The organism is Methylothermaceae bacteria B42, from assembly GCA_001566965.1.
Classification (GTDB): domain Bacteria; phylum Pseudomonadota; class Gammaproteobacteria; order Methylococcales; family Methylothermaceae; genus Methylohalobius.
Genome location: LSNW01000030.1, coordinates 1 through 19,972 on the forward strand (window position 1 = coordinate 1; position 19,972 = coordinate 19,972).

Here is a 19,972-nt window from a genome sequence, read left to right on the forward strand (position 1 = left end):
CTCTGCTTCCCAGAGGGCCATCGAACTATCGCACCGGACCAAATCAAGTTCTTCATGGTGGATACAATATACAAGGGGCCGAGGGAGAGGGCATTCCGGGCAAGTGCGTAACATCAGTGACTATCTCTAACCAGACGTTTGAGGCAATGCTGCAAAGCGGCGAACAATCTCCCTATAATGAAAGTACAAATGAGGAAAAGGAGTTGTTTCGAGTTCCCACGAAACACTGTAACGGGCGCTCCATGGAATCAAATACTCTTCTTTTTTGTCATCCCTCTGTAAGCTCCAATGTAAATCTTCCTGAGGAAGAGGTAGTGCAATACGAAAATTTCCGCCCCGGAGAGCTAGGGTTTCGTCCCGGACAGACCAATAATGCTTCCCGATTTTGAACAAGCTCCTCCAGCCTTTAAACACTCGCCATTTCCCTTTTCCATCAACCACTACGGTAATATTTCGTTTCTCAGAATCAGAGATTGCGGCGTGAATAACATATTCATCCGGGGAAAGACATTGGAGACGAAGTGAGGAGACGATTTCCTTCCGGGAAAACGGCGCGCCCCGATGCTTTTCCAACGCCTGCAATGAGAGTGCAATTTGTTTCTGGCCCGCCGGACCAAACCTGGAGATATGCAGTGTATTGGCATCCTCTAACCAGGCGCCAATATAAAATCCGCCAGGACAGGTTGCAAAACGATGATGAAATTGCTCGGATTTACTGGTTTCCGGTGGCTGGTAAGCCGATGGCAGCACAAAATCCGGAGGAGACTGGATAGCCCTCAAAATACCCGCCCGGTCCAAATTCGCCGGCACCAGCCATAAACGCCACGCCGACTCGCTTGATTGAATGCCGATCAATACATTTTCTCCGGAAAGGAGTATCGGCCATACATGTTCGTTACTGTAATCACTCAAATAATTAACCGCAACCTCCACTTCCCGGGAGATAGAAGGCGGAACCTTGGGAAGCGGGACAAACCGGACCGGCAAATCATCTCTTATATGGAGATTGAGTGTTTGTGTTCTCGCCCCAGCCCGCACCTGGATACGGTGTAAACCAGGCGAAAAAGTCCCCAAGGGAATGAGATGCCACATGGCGGAACGAGTCCGGGCAATTTGTTTTCCCTCGTGGGTAACTGTCACTGCCATTCCTTCAACCTTCCCCCTGAAAAAGTCTTCAAATAAAGTAAACTCAAATCCCCGGCGAAGGTAATAAATTCCAGTCCCCCATCTCATTGAACGAACCAAGATAGCCACTTGGTTTCCAGTAACCATCCCGTCCCGGGGATAAACGATCTCCAGGCTTTGACCAGGCAATACCGGCGCGGCGCAGGATATTAAACCACTCAGGATTCCAGCCAAAAGAAGCCAGCGAACCCAACAACCCAACCAAGCCGGGTTCACCCAATCCATGCCCAAGACCAATACAAAATCTGCCAGGTAGCCCAATGTGCGGCGGAACATTGGCCCGGCACGTTTTCCCGCCTGCCCTGAAACAACGACAACCCTTGGCAAACCAGCGCGAAAATAGCGTTAGGAATCACAGCAATCCATACCCAAAAAACCAAGCTGCCCACATTCAATAACACTTCGAGGCCGTAAACTCCAGTGACGAAAAAAGTCACCAGATAAACCGGCAACCAAATCAACCAATACCAGCCGGACATTTCACGGCAAACCGCCCACACGGTAAAGGGCAATAGCAGCGGAAACAACCCGGTCACTCCCACTTTGGGTAGGTACCGCCACACAAGCCCCAGAGAAATCACGACTGCCAGCGTCATGATGATGCCATGGAGGATTTTACCGCGGTTCATTTCATGAAACGATCAACACAAACCCTATAATTTCATCTTGAAGCATTACATGCTTATAAATGGTTGGCAGCTTGGAATTTTCTTTGGAGCCAGTGTTTTCTTACCCTAATGGTGGCTTGAAGAGCTGCCATAAGCCTCTCCAATGGATTCACGGCACCCAACGGCAGAATAACCCAGGCACCGGCTGCGAAATTCATGGGCGAATCGTATTATGTCATCGATTTTGAGGGAAAAGAAAGCCGTCTCTTAGGGTTAAATTCTTTGTATTATTACCTCATTTTTCTTCGTAAATTTTCATGCGCCTGTCAAGGTTTGACGGTCCTTTCACATCAGCAGTATTTGATAGTCGTGCCAGGCTTTCACTAGCGGATAACAGCAGCCCAAATGACTACCCTCTTCCAAGGACGGCTTCACGAAGCCCCTCAGAAGAAAAACTGAAATACTTTTACGAAATAAACGCTTAGAGGCAAGTTTTTTAATGACCAATGACTTTTTATCTCTGTTCATCCCACTACTGATCATCATGGATCCGATAGGCAATTTGCCTTTGTTTCTGGCGTTGACCGGCGATGCCAAACCTACTGATCAATTGCGCATCGCCGCCGTCGCTTGTGGTACGGCGGCGCTGATTTTACTTTTCTTTGGTTTGACGGGAGACAGGGTGTTGAATTTTTTCGGCATCACCCTGCCGGCCTTTCAACTGTCCGGTGGACTGATCTTCTTTATTTACGCCTTGCAAATGCTGAATCTGATCCCCGCCAATATCAAAAGCTCGGCTCAAGAAGAGGAAGAAAGCTTGCATAAGGACAACGTTGCCCTCGTGCCCCTGGCCACGCCGCTGCTGGCAGGTCCAGGGGCCATCACCGCCATTCTGGTTTGGCAGCAAGATCCTTCCCTGCAAATTCCTTTAGCGCTGCTGGCCACCGTGATTGCCGCGGCATGTCTGGTTGTATTCATCACCTTCTATCTGGGCCGCTGGATTCGGAAAGTACTGGGCCTTGGCGGGATCGGCGTGGTTACTCGGTTGACCGGACTACTGCTGTCGGTGATTGCCATGCAGTTCGTGGTAAACGCACTGGGGCAGATTCGGTTTGGATAGAGTGCTTTGGCGTGGCTGGAAAGCCACGCCAAAGAAATAGACTAGTCAGACCAACAAAGGCGCAATCACTAGACTGACAATTGCCATCACATTGATCAGAATATTCATGGACGGGCCTGAAGTATCCTTGAAAGGATCGCCCACAGTATCCCCGACCACCACTGCCTTGTGAACGTCGGAACCCTTGCCGCCCAAATTACCTTTCTCAACATATTTTTTGGCGTTGTCCCAGGCGCCGCCGGCATTGGCCATCATCAGCGCCATGAGCACGCAGCCCAACAGCGCTCCACCCAGCATGCCGCCCAAGGCTTGGGGACCGAGCCAGAAACCGACGATGACCGGCGCGGCCACGGCAATGACGCCGGGCAATACCATTTTCTTCAACGCCGCCTGAGTGGCGATGTCCACGCAGCGGGCAGTGTCAGGCTCCGCTTCCCCTTCCAGCAATCCCTTGATTTCCCGGAACTGGCGTCGGATTTCCTGAATCATTTCAAATGCCGCATCGCCAACCGCAGTCATGGTGACTGAAGCAATCAGCAACGGAATGGTGCCGCCGATGAACAAGCCTGCCAATACGTCGGCATCTCCCAGATCCAGGGTGAAATCGGGCATTTGGCTAGAAATGGTTTCCCCATAGGCGGTGATGATTGCCAGCGCCGCGAGCGCCGCCGCGCCGATGGCGAATCCCTTGCCGATGGCAGCCGTGGTGTTGCCCAATTCATCCAAGGAATCGGTAATCTTGCGGGTTTCCTCTCCCAATCCGCCCATCTCGGCGATACCCCCGGCGTTATCCGCCACCGGACCATAGGCGTCGATGGCCATGGTAATCCCCACGGTGGCAAGCATTCCCACCGCCGCAATACCCACGCCATACAACCCCACCAAAGCATCGGCCAGGAAAATAATGGCGCTGATGGTCAAAATCGGTACCACCACCGATTGCATGCCTACCGCCAGGCCTGAAATCATCACCGTGGCGGGCCCGGTTTCACCGGATTCGGCGATTTTCGCCACCGGTTTGCCCCCCGTGTAATACTCAGTCACAAGACCAATGATAATGCCGCCGACGGAACCGGCCAGCACCGCCAGCCACGCCTTGATGCTGACCCCGGCAATCAAAATCACCAACAGGGCCAACACAATAAATATACCCGCCGCGCCCATGGTACCAATACGAAGAGCCTTGTCCGCGGGTTGATCGGCATTCTTCTGCACCAGCCAGATACCAGCGATGGAAGACAGCAACCCCACCGAAGCCAACGCCAAGGGCAGAAACATCAACGCCCCCCTGGAACCCACCGGCGCCAAGGCTTCGGCCGCCATGGTGGAGGCCATGGCAATGGTGGCAATCATCGCTCCGCAATAGGATTCGAAAATATCCGATCCCATCCCGGCCACATCACCCACATTGTCCCCCACGTTATCGGCAATCACTCCGGGATTTCTGGGATCATCCTCAGGGATACCAGCCTCCACCTTGCCCACCAGATCGGCGCCTACATCGGCGCTCTTGGTATAGATTCCGCCGCCGACCCGGGAAAACAGCGCCACCACCGAGGCTCCCATACCGAAGCCGTGGAGGGCATGGGCGGTTTCCGGGTCGTCGCCAAAGAACAAATACATCAGCCCTAGGCCCAACAGCCCCAGGGAAGCCACCGCCAGGCCCATAATCGAGCCGCCAAAAAAAGCGATTTCCAGGGCTTTCGCCGCATCCCCGGTACTTGCGGCCACCGTGGTGCGGACATTGGCCCGGGTCGCCGTGTTCATGCCGATATAACCGGCGGTGGCCGAAGCCGCCGCACCCACCAGAAAGCACAAGGCCGTCGGCCACCCCAGAAACTTCCACAACAGCAGCAACAACACCGCCACGAATGCGCCGAGGATCTGATATTCCCGGCGGATGAAAACCATCGCCCCCAAGTGAATCTGCTCGGCGATATGGGCGATCTTGCCCTCCCCCGCCGGCGACTCCTTGACGATCTGATAAATCCGGTACGCCGCATACAACCCAAATGCCCCCAACAGCGGCGGCAACAGGTAAAGCAAATACTGCATCATTCCTCCTTTTCCAATTTTGTTTTGTTATTTGCCAGTAGGCCTACTTGGATACCGGCTTTGCAAGCTGCTGTCAATGTTTTTCATTGATTAACCGCCATCATTAATGGCTCAATGTTGGACAAAGCCTGTATCCTCAGCCCCAATCTGCTATGATTTTCCCCTTTCGTAGCCAACCCCGATTGCCTGAATAAATGACTTATTCCCCCTCCCGATTTAGCCACTTCATCAACCCTTTTTGGGATAACGAGATCCTGCCTACGCTCGCTGACTACATCCACATTCCCGCCCTCTCTCCGGACTTTGACCCGGCCTGGGCCGAGCACGGCCATTTACAACAAGCGCGGGAACTTGCCATCCACTGGCTCGAGCGGCACGCAGAACCGGGCTGGAAAATCCACGATTTACAGTTCCCTGGCCGAACCCCCTTGATTTTGCTGGATATCCCAGGCGCCAATGACCGCACGGTACTGATTTACGGCCATCTGGACAAACAACCGGAAATGGAAGGCTGGCGCGAAGGCTTGGGACCCTGGCAACCTGTCATCGAAGATGGCAAACTTTATGGCCGGGGCGGCGCTGATGATGGTTACGCGCTGTTCGCCGCGGTCGCCGCGGCGAAAGCTCTTGCCCGGGAAAACCTCCCCCACGCCCGCCTGCTGATCCTGATAGAATTCTCCGAGGAAAGCGGCTCTCCGGACCTCCCCCCTTATCTCGAAGTCTACGCCGATCTCATCGGCATGCCAGATCTGGTAATCGCCCTCGATTCCGGCACCGGCGACTACAACCGGTTGTGGTCCACCACCTCGCTTCGCGGTATGCAAAGCTGCACCGTGACCGTGCGCACATTGCACGAAGGCGTTCACTCAGGGATTGCCAGCGGCATTGTGCCCGAATCCATGAGCATCCTGCGCCAACTGCTGGACCGTTTGGAAGATCCGGCCACCGGCCAAATGAAACTGCCGGAGCTTTTTGTGGACATCCCCGCCCTCCGCATGGAACAAGCCAGTGCCGCCGCTGACATTCTGGGCTTGAGTCTGGTTGACGGGTTGCACCCCTTGCCCGGACTTAAACCTTTATGTGACGATCCCCTGGAACTTTTGCTCAACAACACCTGGCGACCAACCATGTGCGTGGTGGGCCAGGATGGCCTGCCATCCGTGGAAAAGGCCGGCAATGTCATGCGCGCCTACACGTCGTTCAAACTGTCGTTCCGCTTGCCGCCACCTGTTACCTGTGAAACCGCCAAGGCTGCGATTGAGCGTGTCTTGCTGGTCGATCCCCCTTACAATGCGGAAATTTCAGTCTCTTTCGACCAAGGTGGCGATGGTTGGGAAGCCCCTCTTCCCGCCGAATGGCTGCTGCGCGCCAATAACGAGGCTTCCCTGGCGCTCTACGGCCAACCGGCAGCCTATCTGGGCCTGGGCGCAAGCATTCCTTTTATGAATATGCTCGGTCTCCAGTACCCGCGGGCGCAATTTCTGATTACCGGCGTGCTGGGCCCCGGCAGCAACGCCCATGGCCCCAACGAATACCTTCATATCCCTTATGCCAAAAAGCTCACCGCGTGTGTCGCTCACGTGCTGGCTGCAATGCCCACAGACAAAACAATCTCATAAATTAAACCCGCCAAACGCAACTCATGGAGCGGTGCCATACGTCATACCCGCCATGGGCCACCTACCTTCCATGACGCCGCACGAATGTTACGCATACGCCATGAACGGATAATGTTTGGTCAAACAAATTTGGCCAGGCCAGCATGTTCCCAACAGATCCCCCCTGTTTAAATAAGTGAAAGATTAAGGTTGCAAACCTCAAAAATGCCGAATCCCCTGGAAAGAAAAGAAATCAGATGGTCAAGGGAAAACGCTTTATGTACAATATTAGTGTACACAATTGAAGGGTATTTTTACCATGCGCACAATTAACATCAAAGAAGCACGAGAGCAATTCAAGGCGCTTGTGGATGCAGTGATAGCAGGGGAAGACATCATCATTTGCCGCCGTAACAAACCTGTCGCGAAACTGATCCGATTAACGGAAAAACCGGTATTCCCGGATCGCAGCGAATTTCGCAGCCGGATAAAACAGGCGAAGACACCCTCATCCGTAGTAGTCCGGGCCCTTCGGGAAGAACGGGAGTGATGTGGTATTTCGATACCAGCGCGCTGATCCCTTACTATCGTCCGGAACCGCTCAGCGATGCAGTTCAAGCATGCTTGCTTGAAGCTGAAGCGCCTGTATCAATCAGTCTTTTGACCGAAACCGAATTCGCCTCGGTGCTGGCCCGCCTGGTCAGAATGAACGAACTGTCAGTTTCGGAAGCAAGCATTATTCAGGCAGCCTTCCAGGAAGACATCCACCGGGGGTGCTACCAGGTATTGGACCTCCAACGAGAACACTATCAATTGGCGCGAGACTGGCTGCTTAGCCATGATACCGCCCTGCGGACTCTGGATGCCTTACATCTTGCGGTTGCGGCACTCACCGGATCCAAACTGATCACCGCTGACAAAATCCTGGCAAAAGCCGCGAACCGGTTTTCCATTGCGGTGATGCTGTTCTGATTTCATTGAGTAGCCCCAGAACCTGAACTCATACTGAACATATATCATGCTCTATGCCTTTGTGATGATTCGTACCGCAATCCTCTTTTTGGCAGCGCGTTAATCGTTAACCATCTACCCCTTTCAATTCTTCAAAATAAAAAACATGATAGGTTTACCTGCCTGATAAAACTATCCAACCCACCATGTCCTTAAATCCACATCAAAGAGCCGCTATCAAGGAAATTAACCACCCACTGCTGGTAATCGCCGGGGCGGGCAGTGGCAAGACCCGGGTCATCACCCACAAAATCGCCCATCTGATCGATCAGGGGCTTGCGGCGCGCCATATCGCCGCACTCACTTTCACCAACAAGGCGGCGCGGGAAATGAAAGCACGGGTGGGCAAGCTGATGGATAGCAAGGCACTGAGAGGCCTGACGGTTTCCACTTTTCACTCCTTGGGGCTGGATATCCTGCGCCGTGAACACAAGGCCCTGGGCTTTAAAGCTTCGCTGTCCATTTTCGACGAACAGGACCGTCTGGCCCTGCTCAAGGACATTCTCGAACACAGCAAACATCCCTGCAATCCGGATAAACTCCCGCACTACGCCTGGCAAATCGGCGCCTGGAAAAATGACTGCCTGCCGCCGGAACAAATATTGGCCCAAGCCGATGCCGAACAACAGCCCGCCGCCTGTTTGTACGAGGAATATAACCGCTGCCTCAAAGCCTACAATGCGGTGGATTTCGATGATTTGATTCTGTTGCCGGTACAACTGTTTCAGGAACACGGAGAAATTTTGGAGCGCTGGCAACACAAGCTGCGCTATCTATTGGTGGATGAATATCAAGACACCAACCAAACCCAATACCGCTTGCTGAACCTACTGACAGGCCCTCTGGGGCGCTTTACCGTGGTGGGTGACGACGACCAGTCCATCTACGCCTGGCGAGGGGCGCGACCGGAAAATCTCCAGCGCCTGAAACAGGATTATCCCCGCCTCAAAATCATCATGCTGGAACAAAATTACCGCTCCACCGGCCGCATTCTCAAGGCAGCCAATGCATTGATCCGCCATAACCCCCATGTTTTCGAGAAGAAGCTGTGGAGCGCTTACGGCTTTGGCGACCCGATCCGGGTGTTAAGCCACGCCGACGACCTGGCCGAAGCCCAGCAAATCGCCGCCGATATCCTTCATCATCACTTTCAGCACCGCACCCAATGGCACGACTACGCCATTCTCTACCGCAGTAATCACCAGTCCCGAGTATTTGAACGGGCGCTCAGAGAACAACGGATTCCCTACAAAGTCAGCGGTGGCCCATCGTTCTTTTCCTACACCGAAGTCAAAGATGTCCTGGCTTACTTGCGCCTGTTCGTCAACCAGGATGACGATGCCGCCTTTCTGCGCATTATAAACGTCCCCAAACGGGAAATCGGCCCCACCACCCTGGAAAAACTCGGCGCTTACGCCCAACAGCGCCATATCAGCCTGTTTTCCGCCTGCTTTGAACTGGGACTGGAACAACACCTGCCTGCCCGGGCCACCGCCAGATTAAAAGGCTTCTGTGAATGGCTGGTGGACACCGCTGACCGCGCGCAACGTGGCGATACCCTGGGCGTGCTGGAAGAATTCATCGATAGAATCGAATACAAGGATCACCTGCAAAACCTGGCCGCTTCCCCCAAACAGTTCGAGCGCAAGTGGCAAAATGTCCGTGAACTGCTGGACTGGCTCGGGCGCCTGATTGAAGAAGAGGAAGACGCCGGCGGCAAGGATATCCTATCCGCCGTTGTCGCCAAAATCATGCTCATGGACGTTCTGGAACGCCAGCGGGACGATAGCGCCCAAGACCAGGTCACCCTCATGACCCTACACGCCGCCAAGGGTCTGGAATTCCCTCACGTTTATATTGTCGGCATGGAAGAGGGGCTTCTCCCCCATCATAAATCCGCGGAAGAAACCACCAATGACACCTCCACCCCGGAAGACCTGTATATCGAAGAAGAACGCCGCCTAGCCTACGTGGGCATCACCCGCGCCCAAAAAACCCTGACCTTCAGCTACTGCCGCCAGCGCAAACGCTATGGGGAGGTCAACGACTGCCAACCGAGCCGGTTTTTAGAGGAGCTACCGGAAGAAGACCTGGAATGGCCTGAAAAATCCACCCTTTCCCCCGAAGAAAAGAAAGCCCGCGGCAAGGCCGCCCTGGCCAACCTCAAAAATTTGTTGAACGAGACTTAAGCAAGTACAATAAGCGTTTACTAAGCGCCCGTAGCTCAGCTGGATAGAGCGCAGGCCTCCGGAGCCTGAGGTCAGAGGTTCGAATCCTCTCGGGCGCGCCATATAATCAATGAGTTAAGAGAAGACCGGCGATAGCCGGTTTTTTTGTGCCCATCTTGTGCCCATGCTGTGCCCCTTGTGACAATGGGGTGCTCTGATCCTTCATTTCACACTGACCGCCGGTCTGCTTTCCAGCAGATTCCTTCTTAAAATCCCATTAAGCTACCAAATCCAGGCGCGCATCAATCTCATCCCAAGGCACCAGAATCCGCCCCTCCTCATTTTTCTCAATAAGACCCAAACGCAGAAGTTCGGTGACATCCCGGTGTACGTTCTTGTAATCACGCCCCAATGCTTTGGCTAGTGCCCAAATGCTGCTTGCCCCCATTTGATGCAACTGCCGCAACAGCACGAATCTCTGGGGCGTCAATGTCCTGAGGAGGGTTTCCAGTTCGGTAAACAGGATCGCCTCTCGTGGCTCTGCCGGGGTTTCACCGTGTTCGGCCTGGTGCCACGCATCGATGACGTCTTTAGCCGCATCTTCCACTGAGCCCACAGTGATCGAAAGTTTCGTCTTTTTCATCACTCACCTCCACGTGCCCGAGAGACATCTTCGAGAAAATCCGCCACCAATGTCTCGATATCCGAAAATTCATAGGGTTCTTTGGTATTTCCCAAGTGACGATGATCCCCTTAGCCACGCTCATTGTCATAGCGAACCACACATTCACCATTGGCCAGCCCATAGTAGAATCTGTACTTCAACCCGTGTGGGCATTCAGGATCCATTGCTGGCAAGCGCCAGACGATCATTTTCAAAATCGCACCATCTGGGAACACGACTTTGCGGTCGATGATCAGGGTGGCCTTCATAGGTCGAATTATACCATATGGTTTTTATACCATAAACATTCTTCTGTATCGGCTGGGACGTCGGTGGGTGGAATTGCTACAAAAACCGGGCCAGCCGGGACGCCATCGTGATTCTTGATGACGAACGCCAGTTGATCGGTAAACCCTGGGGCGGAAACCTGCGGACCACAATCAACGAAAGCATCACCACGGAAAATTGGCTGAAGCATTATTCAGACTCTGCCGGGCTCCCTTCCCTGAAGCCCCCTTCGATGCCATCATGGCTATTGATACACCATTAGGCTTCTCCCAGGAGTTCACTCACGGGTTGTTCAAAATTAACTTCAAAGCCCGTCTGGGTAGTAGAGGTTGGCTATCTCCCGGCTGGGATTGGAGGGTGTCTTCATAGACTGTAGTGAGGAATTTCACAAATTCCCGCTCCCGCTGGAGCCGTTCATGCAGGTCATCGGTACTCCACATCTGATCCAATAATTGTTTGGCATGGTGGTGGATGGTAAGCACGATAACGTCGGGCGCGTGGGTAAACGATTGGCGAATCTGATCCTGTAAATCGTCCACCGCCTTTAAATATCGCTGATAATCGCGCAAATCCTGATCAAGCTTGCTTTCCAGTTGTTCCAAATCCGTTTGTTGCTGGCGTTTGATGCGTTCCAATTCGAATTCCATTTCCAGCAGGCGCTTACGCCGCGCCATTTCCAAAGATAACTCCATTTCTTTCTGCCGGCGCTTAAAATCCACGCGATCGGCTTCCAGTTCCCGCAGATGACGGCGGTTCTCCTGACGCAACAAGCGGACAAGTTTGAAGAAGTGGGAACTTAGGCTCATAAATACTCCGACAAACAATGATATTTATCACGCCATTTTTTATCCGAAGCCAACAACAAAACCAAATATAACCGCAAAATCAGAGGATAATTATTACCTTCTAGCTGGAGCCCAAGCAGGCGCCAACAGGATCTCCATATTTCTTTGGGAAGCTTGTGACGGTTTATCCGCCACTGCTTTTTTGAGGAAGACGCCAAAATACGCCAATACTTCCTGTCCGTTCCCCTGATTTTTTGACGCCGTTTGGCCATTTTTTGTTGCAAACGCTGGCGCTTGACAAGATACTGACTTTGCCGGCTCTTGAGTTTTTTCTCTAATTTGGCTTGCTTCAAAGACAACAAAATCATGGTCTTGACTCTACCATGGCTTTCCCTTCCCGCCTTGGGTCGGATGCGGCATAGACTTTATTGATAGATTTATCCCAAAGAATCGCCTGCATGTTGCCATAAGGTTTTTTTAACTGGCGAAGGTGGTGACCGCGTTTTTTTAAGGCTTCAATCTCCCCCGCCCCCAGTCCGCCGGGTTCATATTGAATTTCATCCGGTAAATATTGGTGGTGGAAACGGGGCCAGCCCACCCAGGTTTGCGGCAACATTCTGTCAGCGAAGTCCAGGACAGCCAAAGTCACCATGGAGATTATCCGGCTGCCACCCGGCGTGCCCAGGATTCCTACCCGCGTGTCGGTCTCCACGAAGGTGGGCGTCATGCTGGAGAGCATGCGCTTGCCAGGGGCAATGGCATTGGCCTCTCCCCCCACCAAACCATACAAATTGGGAACACCGGGTTTGACGGCGAAATCGTCCATCTCATCATTTAGCAGCACGCCGGTGCCCCTGGCCACGAAACCGGAACCGAAGAGATAATTGATACTCAAGGTTGCCGCTACCCGGTTCCCCTGATGATCCAAAATGGAAAAATGGGTGGTATCGCTGCCTTTGGCCGCCGGATCCGGCACGGGATTCAGCCAGGCACTGGGCAAGGCTTTATCAGGATGGATCGCGGCCCTAAGGCCTGCGGCATAATACAGGCTGAGCAGACGCTTTAACGGCATCTTGATGAAATCCGGATCCCCCAGATACAAGGCCCGGTCCCGGTACGCCCGGCGCCAGGCTTCCACAATCAAGTGTTTTCGGGTAGCTCTGCCGTCTTTATTTAAATCAAATCCAGAAAGGATATTGAGTGTTTCCAGTAATACAATACCGCCGGAAGATGGAGGGGAAGCGGAAGTAATCTTTACATTCCGGTACCGGCCTTTGACAGGCTTCCTTTCAATTACCCGGTATTGCGCCAGATCCTGACGCCGCCAGATCCCTCCCGACTCCCGGACCGAGCGCACCAAATTATCCGCAACCGGGCCCTGATAAAACCCGCTCCACCCTTTTTCCGCGATTGCTTCCAGCGTGTTGGCCAAATCCTTTTGCACTAGGCGAAAACCAGATTCTGGTAAATGACCGTCTTGCAGAAAAATGCGGGCGGATTCTGGATATTTCTTTAGTACCGGTAAACGCCGTCGCACTTGCTGCAAAAAACCGGAACTGACGACAAAGCCTTGACGGGCAAGGCGGATAGCCGGCGCCAGCGTGACCCGCAAATGCAGCCGGCCATAATGCCCGGCCAAATGCGCCAACGCCGCTGGAACCCCTGGTATTCCCGCCGCCAAGGGGCCGTCAATGGACAGGCCAGAGATCACGTTACCCGAAGCATCCAGGTACATATCCCGGTGAGCAGCCAAGGGTGCCCTTTCGCGGGCATCGAGCATGACTTCACGCTTGTCTTTGTCCCGGTATAACAGAAAAAACCCACCACCGCCCAGGCCCGAGCCGGCAGGTTCCACCACGGCCAGGGTGGAAGCCACGGCTACCGCCGCATCAAACGCATTGCCGCCTTTATGCAGAATTTCAAAGCCGGCTTCGGTGGCCAATGGGTGGGCAGAGGCAATGGCATCGGCAGGCGGGGTTTTGGCTATCGACAGGCTTAACCACAGAATTAGGGTGAATCCCAGCAGGTAGCGTAGTGTCACAATTCGATACCCATAATGGAAGAGGCTATTTTTCAGAAATACCGGTAATTCTCAGGTATTTCCGCCGCAAAGTTTCTTCGTCTTCCACGATATCCGGGTCCTGGATGATACAGTCCACCGGGCATACTTCCACACATTGGGAAGTTTCGTAATGGCCGACGCATTCGGTACATAGCTCGGGGTCGATTACATAAATTTCTTCCCCTAGTGAAATGGCGTCGTTGGGGCATTCCGGTTCACACACATCGCAACAGATACATTCGTCTGTAATCTTCAAGGCCATGGTTTTATCCTCGGTTCGAATAGATTTCGGTCAAGCGCTCTCTGACTTTGACCGGAACAAAGGCGGAAATATCGCCTCCCAGCTTGGCAATTTCCTTGATCATGCTGGAGGAAACAAAAGCGTATTGTTCCGCCGGGGTCATGAAAATGGTTTCAATCCGTTCTTCGGACAGGCGTCGGTTCATGGCCGCCAATTGAAATTCGTATTCAAAATCCGACACTGCGCGAAGCCCCCGGAGAATCACCGTCGCGCCATGTTGCAAAGCGCAATCCACCAGGAGATTACTAAACCCGAGCACTGCCACATTGCTGAGAGGTTGCACCTCGGCGCGTACCAGGGCGACCCGTTCCGATAAATTCAACAAGGGGCGCTTGTCACGGTTTTCCGCCACCGCCACCAGCACCTTACTGAAAAGCCGGGCTGCCCGGTGGATTAAATCGATATGGCCATTGGTCACTGGATCAAACGTCCCCGGATAGATGGCTGTGACTGGCATTGTCGTTATTCTCCTAACCCGGATTTTTCATCAGCATCCCGGATGATGGCGCAGGACAGGTGCGGCTGGGCGCCGGGCTGGACTGAAAGCCATAGCCGCAGCTATGGCTTGAAAGAAGCCCAAACCCAGGCGTGCCTGGACAAGCCAGGGCCGGGATAGGATTCGGGCTGAATCCAAATTGGATTTTGTGGAAATGATGAAACTTAAGCATTTTATGCATAAATATCAGTTACTTACGGAAAAGCCAGAATCCGGCTGGTGAAATATCCGGGTTACTTCTCTGCTGAAGAGATGATAGCCTACATCTCCCGTTGTCTTGCTTTTCCACAGCCGCCAATTGCCGGGCACTGGCAGTTCTTTGAGCTGGCTTTCCGCTTCAATATAAATAAAAGCATGGTTGGAAAGCCATTGCCATTGTTCAAGGGCGGTGGCACAAGGTTCTATGAGCTTTTTTTCAAACGGAGGATCGAGGAATACCACATCAAAAGGTTCGCTTGGGGCCTGCTTCAAAAAACGGATGGCATCGGCGCCGACCGTCTCAATTTGTGAAGCCTCCAGAGACCGGCGATTTCTTTCCAAAGACCGGATCACTTTCGGGTGCGCTTCCACCTGAACCACTACGCGCGCGCCACGGGAAGCGGCTTCAAAACCTAATGCCCCGCTCCCGGCGAATAAATCCAAACAACGGGCGTCAATCAAGTCTTCCCTGAGCCAATTGAACAGGGTTTCCCGAACCCTGGCCGGAGTTGGGCGTAAACCCGGCAGAGCGGGAAAGTGCAGCTTTCGTCCCCGCCACTGGCCAGCGATGATGCGTACTTCATTTTTCATCGCCTGATTTTGATTGCCGCACGGCGCCGCCACCCACCAGAACAGTCTGAAAGCGGTTCAGGTCAATCCGGCGGCGGAAGGCGTCGGCAATCTCGGAAATGGTCACCTTTTCCACTTTTTCAGTGAAGGTATCCAGATAATCCAGGGGCAAATCATAAAAACCAATCATTGCCACATATTCCGCCAGCTTGCTGTTGCTGTCATAGCGCAGCACAAACCCACCGGTAATATTCTTCTTGGCAGCCTTGAGTTCTTCTATGGTGGGCCCTTTGGCCTGAAATTCGGCGATGGTTTTCCGCAAGACTTCAAGGGCCGGGTAAGCCTGGTCATTACGGGTTTGCAGCCCGGCCAAATAGGGGCCCTTCTCTTTCATGGGGGCAAAATAGCTATAGGCACTGTAGGCGAAGCCGCGCTTCTCCCGCACTTCCTTGACAATCCGGGACACGAAGCCGCCACCGCCCAGGGCGTAATTGCCCACATACAAGGGGAAATAATCAGGGTCCTTGCGCTTTAGCACCGGCATGCCGGTGTAAATGTGGGTCTGGGCGGAAGGGAATACTTTTCGCTGAATATCGGCTTTTTCCGGAACCGGCACTTCGGGAATGGCCGGCGCTGGCTCACCTTCAGGCAACCCACCCACCAATGCCTTGGCTATCTTTTTCGCTTCGGATTTATCCACCGCCCCGACTATCACCACCACAGCATTGGAAGCCACATAGTAGCGTTGGTGAAACTCGCGCAAATCTTGCCGCTGAATCGCTTGAACCGTCTCAATGGTGCCATCGCTCGGATGGGCGTAGGGGTAATTCCGGTAAATCGCTTCAAAAAACATCATACCGGCCAGCTCACCCGGGGATTCTTCCCGTTGTTTCAGTCCAAGCAAGAGGCGTTTCTTTTCCCGTTGAAAGTCCAAATGAGCGAAACGGGGTGATTTCAAAATCTCGGCGGCAGTTTCCAATGCGGTTTGTAGTTTGTCGGATTCAGTCAAGCTGCGCAAAGACAGCCAAGCGCTGTCCCGGGAGACGCCGGTGCCGAGTTGAGCGCCCACGCTCTCCAACCGCAAGGCGATCTCGTCTGCGTTCCATTCCCCAGCGCCGGTGTCCAGCAACGCGGATGTCAGGGTCGCCAGTCCATACTTTTCCCCATCCCAAGCGCTGCCAGCGGCAAACAAAACCCGGATATCCACCAGTGGCAACTGCGGGTTATGAACATAATAGACTTTCGCGCCCTGGGGCAATCGCCACTGTTCTATCTTCGGTCCCGCCCAACCGGAGAGCGGTATCACTATCAGCAGCAGTAACAGTATTTTGAGTGTTTTAACGAACATGGCCACCTCCCATCACCGGCGCGCTTGACGCTTTACCCGGTTCAATCGGCAGTGGCTCCAGATGACCCACGGTAAGATGATCCGCTATTAAATATTTACGGGCCACCTGTTGTACTTGCTCGGCGCTAATCTGTTTAATCCTGTCTACATATTCATCCATTCGTTGCCATCCCAATCCCACGGTTTCCAATAATCCCATCTGCATCGCCTGGTAAAACATGGAGTCCCTTTCGTAAATCGCCTCGGCGGTGACCTGGGTTTTGACCCGTTCCAGCTCCTCCGGGGTCACCAGGGTTTCCTGTAGTTCCTTCACTTCCTTGAGCAGGGCTTGCTCCAGTTCCTTTAAAGTATGTCCCTGAGAAGGCGTGCCATCCAATAAGAACAAGGTTTGAAGACGATCATAGAGGTCATAGCCGGCACCGGCACTCGCGGCAATCTGACTGCCACGAATCAAGCGCCTGGAAAGCCTGGCGCTGTTGCCGCCATCCAAGATGCCAGCCAGGACATTCAAGGCATAGGCCTGCCAACGCTGCTCTTCGGGGAGTGTCGCCAACACCGGCACTTTATAACCCATTATCAAATAAGGTAGCTTGGCGGGAAGACGCACGGTCAATCGCCTTTCCCCGTGCTGTTCTACTTCGGTACGTGGTTTCAAAGGCGCGATTTCGCTTGGTTTCAGTGGACCAAACCAGCGTTTTGCCAAGGCAAAGACCTTGGCCGGCTGCACATCGCCAACCACGACCAGCGTAGCGTTATTTGGCGCATACCATTGTTGATACCAGTCTTTCAAATCTCCCAGGGTCAGATGCTCGATATCGGCCGGCCAGCCAATCACGGGATTCTGATAAGGGCTATTGGTGTAGGCCACTGCCATGAAATGCTCGTGGGTCTTGGCGCGGGGTTGGTCGTCGGTACGCATGCGCCGCTCCTCGAGCACTACCTGTTTTTCCTTGTCAAATTCTTCTTTCTGCAAACGGAGATGACGCATCCGGTCGGCCTCCAGCTCAAAAGCGATAGGCAAACGGGACTTTTCCAAGCGCTCGAAGTAGGCCGTATAGTCATTGCCGGTAAAGGCGTTCTCGCGGCCGCCATTCTCGGCGATGATGCGGGAAAATTCCCCGGGCCCGTGCTTTTCCGTGCCCTTGAACATCATGTGTTCCAGCAAATGGGAGATACCGGTGATTCCGCCATACTCATAACTGGAACCCACTTTGTACCAAACCTGGGAAACCACCACCGGGGCCCGGTGATCCTCCTTGACAATCACCTTCAGGCCATTTTCCAACTGGGTTTGTTGCACCCGGCCAGCCGCAGCACAAGCAGCCATCGGCAATAACAGAGCAACAACCAACAGATACCGCGTCCAGGTGGTTATGAATTGAAATATTGACCTGCTGGTATGTTTTATCCTCATTCCTTATCCTCTATAAATTTTCCACCATTGACCTGTGGGTATTGGGTTCACGACTTGCCTATGAATTCAGCTCTGGTGCTAGGGTATTTCTTCCGTGATTACTTCAGAGTTTCCCAAGGGCGCAATCATACTTGAAGTCAGGGGATGCCTGTCAACTTGATAACCCCCTAAATCCCTATCAAATTAGTATAAAATGGCTTGCCTATTGTAAACGATTATTATGGAATCAATGAAAACCGAGCCGCAGAGTACCCCGCCATGGAAACTTTATCTCAACCTTTGCAAACCCAAGGTTGTCGCCCTGATCGTTTTTACCGCCGTGGTCGGGATGTTTTTATCGGTTCCGGGCATGGTGCCATGGCAACCCTTAATTTTTGGCACCCTTGGCATTGCGTTGGCAGCGGCATCGGCAGCCGCTTTCAATCACTACCTAGACCGCCAGGCGGATGCCGAAATGGCCCGCACCAGCGACCGGCCTCTCCCCCAAGGGCAATTGAGCCCTAAAAATGTATTAGTTTTCGCCAGCGTTCTTTGCGTTCTTTCCATGGTTATTTTGGTGGCGTGGGTCAATGAGTTAACCGCGGTTTTAACTTTTTTATCCCTGATTGGCTACGCAGTCATTTATACCCTTTATTTAAAACGGGCCACGCCTCAAAACATCGTCATTGGCGGCGCTGCCGGCGCGGTGCCTCCTATTTTGGGATCGTGCGCGGTGTTAAACAGCATCCATCCCAATGCGGTGTTGCTGTTTTTGATTATTTTCTTGTGGACGCCACCTCATTTCTGGGCCTTGGCCATTGCCAAAAAAGATGAATACGCCAAAGTGGATATTCCCATGCTCCCCGTCACTCACGGGGTGGAATTCACTGGCTTGCAAGTTTTACTCTATACCATTCTGCTTTTTGTCATCAGCTTGATACCCTATTTGGCCGGGATGAGCGGTTTAATCTATTTGGTAGCCGCGGTCATTCTCGGCGCCATTTTTCTTTATCTGGCGGCGAAACTCAAACAGCATCCCGACGATAAAAAACTGGCCATGAAGACTTTTGGCTATTCCATTTTCTACCTCACCAGTATTTTTATATTTCTGCTTCTAGATCACTATATTCGGATCTGACGCCACTAACGAAAAAAGGCCATCCCTCTGCGGCGATGGCCTTTCTGTCATCAAATTAAATGCAATACAAATTAAGCGGCTTCTTGCAACATGTAATTCTTCAGTTTCTTGAGCGCATTCTTTTCCAATTGGCGAATACGTTCTGCGGATACGTTATAGCGCCCTGCCAGTTCTTGCAAGGTAGCTTTTTTTTCGGTCAACCACCGAGATTCGAGAATATCGCGGCTACGCTCATCCAATTGTGCCAAGGCAAATTCAAGGCGCTTACTCTCCATGGCATCCCATTGGGATTCTTCCAGTTGCCTGGCAGGATCGTCACCGCTGCCACTTTCCAAAAAATAAACCGGCGCTAAAACCCGGCTTTCATCCGAATCATCAACGGTACCGTCAAACGCCACATCATGTCCGTTGAGCCGCTCTTCCATCTCTTGAACGGTATCCACTTTTACGCCCAAATCATCCGCGACTTTCTGCGCTTCAGATTTGTCCAGCCAATTGAGCTGCTTTTTGGCTTTGCGCAAATTGAAGAACAGTTTACGCTGGGCCTTGGTGGTGGCGATTTTAACAATTCGCCAATTTCTGAGAATAAACTCGTGAATCTCGGCTTTAATCCAATGCACGGCAAAGGAAATCAGGCGCACACCCATTTTAGGGTCGAACCGCTTCACCGCTTTCATTAGACCGATATTTCCCTCTTGAATCAAATCCGGCAGTGGCAATCCATAACCCAAATAATTTCTGGCTATCGGCACCACAAAACGCAAATTGCACAAGATCAACCGACGGGCCGCTTCAATGTCATTTTCTTCACGATATCTTTCCGCCAGGGCGCGTTCTTCTTCCGCAGTTAGGCGGGGAAATTTATTGACCGCAACGATGTACTCATTGACAGAACCGATGGATTGTCCAATTCCAGGTACTACCAGCGCCTTGCTCATGTGAACCCCCTTTTTATTGTGAATTTGAATGGCATCCAATTTAGCA

The 19,972-nt window shown here is 52.8% G+C and carries 20 protein-coding genes, 1 tRNA gene and 1 pseudogene; 7 read left to right on the forward strand and 15 right to left on the reverse strand.

From position 1 onward, the window contains the following. Positions 1-126: 126 nt before the first annotated feature. Together AXA67_08805 and AXA67_08810 are read right to left on the reverse strand one after the other, a co-directional pair. Positions 127-1,410 carry a hypothetical protein gene (locus AXA67_08805; GenBank protein KXJ40410.1) on the reverse strand — a complete coding sequence of 428 codons (1,284 nt, stop codon included), beginning with the start codon at positions 1,408-1,410 and terminating at the stop codon, positions 127-129. Next, entirely contained in the window at positions 1,398-1,814 is a 417-nt protein-coding gene (locus AXA67_08810) for a hypothetical protein (GenBank protein ID KXJ40411.1), read from the reverse strand. The genes AXA67_08805 and AXA67_08810 overlap by 13 nt, the downstream gene beginning before the upstream one ends. 478 nt (positions 1,815-2,292) lie before the next feature. Between AXA67_08810 and AXA67_08815 the strand changes: the two genes are divergently transcribed. Then, positions 2,293-2,913 carry a hypothetical protein gene (locus AXA67_08815; protein ID KXJ40412.1) on the forward strand — a complete coding sequence of 207 codons (621 nt, stop codon included), beginning with the start codon at positions 2,293-2,295 and terminating at the stop codon, positions 2,911-2,913. Between the two features lie 45 nt (positions 2,914-2,958). Here the strand turns inward: AXA67_08815 and AXA67_08820 are convergent, their stop codons facing one another. Next, positions 2,959-4,971: a sodium-translocating pyrophosphatase gene (locus tag AXA67_08820; GenBank protein ID KXJ40413.1), complete on the reverse strand. Its 2,013-nt coding sequence runs from the start codon at positions 4,969-4,971 to the stop codon at positions 2,959-2,961. A 191-nt stretch (positions 4,972-5,162) separates the two neighbouring features. On the opposite strand from AXA67_08820, the gene AXA67_08825 reads away from it, so the two are divergent. From AXA67_08825 to AXA67_08845, 5 genes are all read left to right on the forward strand, one after another. After that, on the forward strand, positions 5,163-6,587 hold the full coding sequence (locus tag AXA67_08825) for a peptidase M20 (GenBank protein KXJ40414.1): 1,425 nt from the start codon (positions 5,163-5,165) through the stop codon (positions 6,585-6,587). 298 nt (positions 6,588-6,885) lie between these two features. Continuing rightward, the gene (locus AXA67_08830; protein ID KXJ40415.1) at positions 6,886-7,116 is read left to right on the forward strand and encodes a hypothetical protein; all 231 of its coding nucleotides are present in this window, start codon (positions 6,886-6,888) and stop codon (positions 7,114-7,116) included. Next, entirely contained in the window at positions 7,116-7,538 is a 423-nt protein-coding gene (locus AXA67_08835; protein KXJ40416.1) for a hypothetical protein, read from the forward strand. The genes AXA67_08830 and AXA67_08835 overlap by 1 nt, the downstream gene beginning before the upstream one ends. Positions 7,539-7,723: 185 nt before the next feature. Further along, complete coding sequence (locus AXA67_08840; protein KXJ40417.1) at positions 7,724-9,766, forward strand: ATP-dependent DNA helicase Rep; 2,043 nt, start codon at positions 7,724-7,726, stop codon at positions 9,764-9,766. 24 nt (positions 9,767-9,790) lie between these two features. Continuing rightward, positions 9,791-9,867 (forward strand) — tRNA-Arg (locus tag AXA67_08845). 155 nt (positions 9,868-10,022) lie between these two features. Here the strand turns inward: AXA67_08845 and AXA67_08850 are convergent. The 11 genes and pseudogenes from AXA67_08850 to AXA67_08900 all read right to left on the reverse strand — a co-directional run bounded on the left by AXA67_08850 (position 10,023) and on the right by AXA67_08900 (position 17,832). Beyond that, complete coding sequence (locus tag AXA67_08850; GenBank protein ID KXJ40418.1) at positions 10,023-10,388, reverse strand: hypothetical protein; 366 nt, start codon at positions 10,386-10,388, stop codon at positions 10,023-10,025. Next, positions 10,388-10,678: pseudogene (locus tag AXA67_08855) on the reverse strand (hypothetical protein). The gene AXA67_08850 and the pseudogene AXA67_08855 overlap by 1 nt, the downstream one beginning before the upstream one ends. Positions 10,679-10,686: 8 nt before the next feature. Then, on the reverse strand, positions 10,687-10,887 hold the full coding sequence (locus AXA67_08860) for a hypothetical protein (protein ID KXJ40419.1): 201 nt from the start codon (positions 10,885-10,887) through the stop codon (positions 10,687-10,689). A gap of 91 nt (positions 10,888-10,978) precedes the next feature. Further along, the gene (locus tag AXA67_08865; protein ID KXJ40420.1) at positions 10,979-11,503 is read right to left on the reverse strand and encodes a hypothetical protein; all 525 of its coding nucleotides are present in this window, start codon (positions 11,501-11,503) and stop codon (positions 10,979-10,981) included. After that, the gene (locus AXA67_08870) at positions 11,500-11,850 is read right to left on the reverse strand and encodes a hypothetical protein (protein KXJ40421.1); all 351 of its coding nucleotides are present in this window, start codon (positions 11,848-11,850) and stop codon (positions 11,500-11,502) included. The genes AXA67_08865 and AXA67_08870 overlap by 4 nt, the downstream gene beginning before the upstream one ends. Continuing rightward, positions 11,847-13,508, reverse strand: coding sequence for a gamma-glutamyltransferase (locus tag AXA67_08875; GenBank protein KXJ40639.1), 1,662 nt, complete (start codon positions 13,506-13,508; stop codon positions 11,847-11,849). The genes AXA67_08870 and AXA67_08875 overlap by 4 nt, the downstream gene beginning before the upstream one ends. A 40-nt stretch (positions 13,509-13,548) precedes the next feature. After that, positions 13,549-13,806, reverse strand: coding sequence for a ferredoxin (locus AXA67_08880; GenBank protein KXJ40422.1), 258 nt, complete (start codon positions 13,804-13,806; stop codon positions 13,549-13,551). 4 nt (positions 13,807-13,810) lie between these two features. After that, positions 13,811-14,302, reverse strand: coding sequence for a phosphopantetheine adenylyltransferase (locus tag AXA67_08885; protein KXJ40423.1), 492 nt, complete (start codon positions 14,300-14,302; stop codon positions 13,811-13,813). 225 nt (positions 14,303-14,527) lie between these two features. Continuing rightward, positions 14,528-15,130: a 16S rRNA (guanine(966)-N(2))-methyltransferase RsmD gene (locus AXA67_08890; protein ID KXJ40424.1), complete on the reverse strand. Its 603-nt coding sequence runs from the start codon at positions 15,128-15,130 to the stop codon at positions 14,528-14,530. Beyond that, entirely contained in the window at positions 15,120-16,457 is a 1,338-nt protein-coding gene (locus AXA67_08895; protein KXJ40425.1) for a zinc protease, read from the reverse strand. The genes AXA67_08890 and AXA67_08895 overlap by 11 nt, the downstream gene beginning before the upstream one ends. After that, positions 16,447-17,832: a peptidase M16 gene (locus AXA67_08900; GenBank protein ID KXJ40640.1), complete on the reverse strand. Its 1,386-nt coding sequence runs from the start codon at positions 17,830-17,832 to the stop codon at positions 16,447-16,449. The genes AXA67_08895 and AXA67_08900 overlap by 11 nt, the downstream gene beginning before the upstream one ends. A 268-nt stretch (positions 17,833-18,100) precedes the next feature. On the opposite strand from AXA67_08900, the gene AXA67_08905 reads away from it, so the two are divergent. Then, entirely contained in the window at positions 18,101-18,988 is an 888-nt protein-coding gene (locus AXA67_08905) for a protoheme IX farnesyltransferase (GenBank protein ID KXJ40426.1), read from the forward strand. 71 nt (positions 18,989-19,059) lie between these two features. Here AXA67_08905 and AXA67_08910 read toward each other — a convergent pair whose 3' ends face one another. Then, entirely contained in the window at positions 19,060-19,926 is an 867-nt protein-coding gene (locus AXA67_08910) for an RNA polymerase factor sigma-32 (GenBank protein ID KXJ40641.1), read from the reverse strand. Positions 19,927-19,972 lie beyond the last annotated feature (46 nt).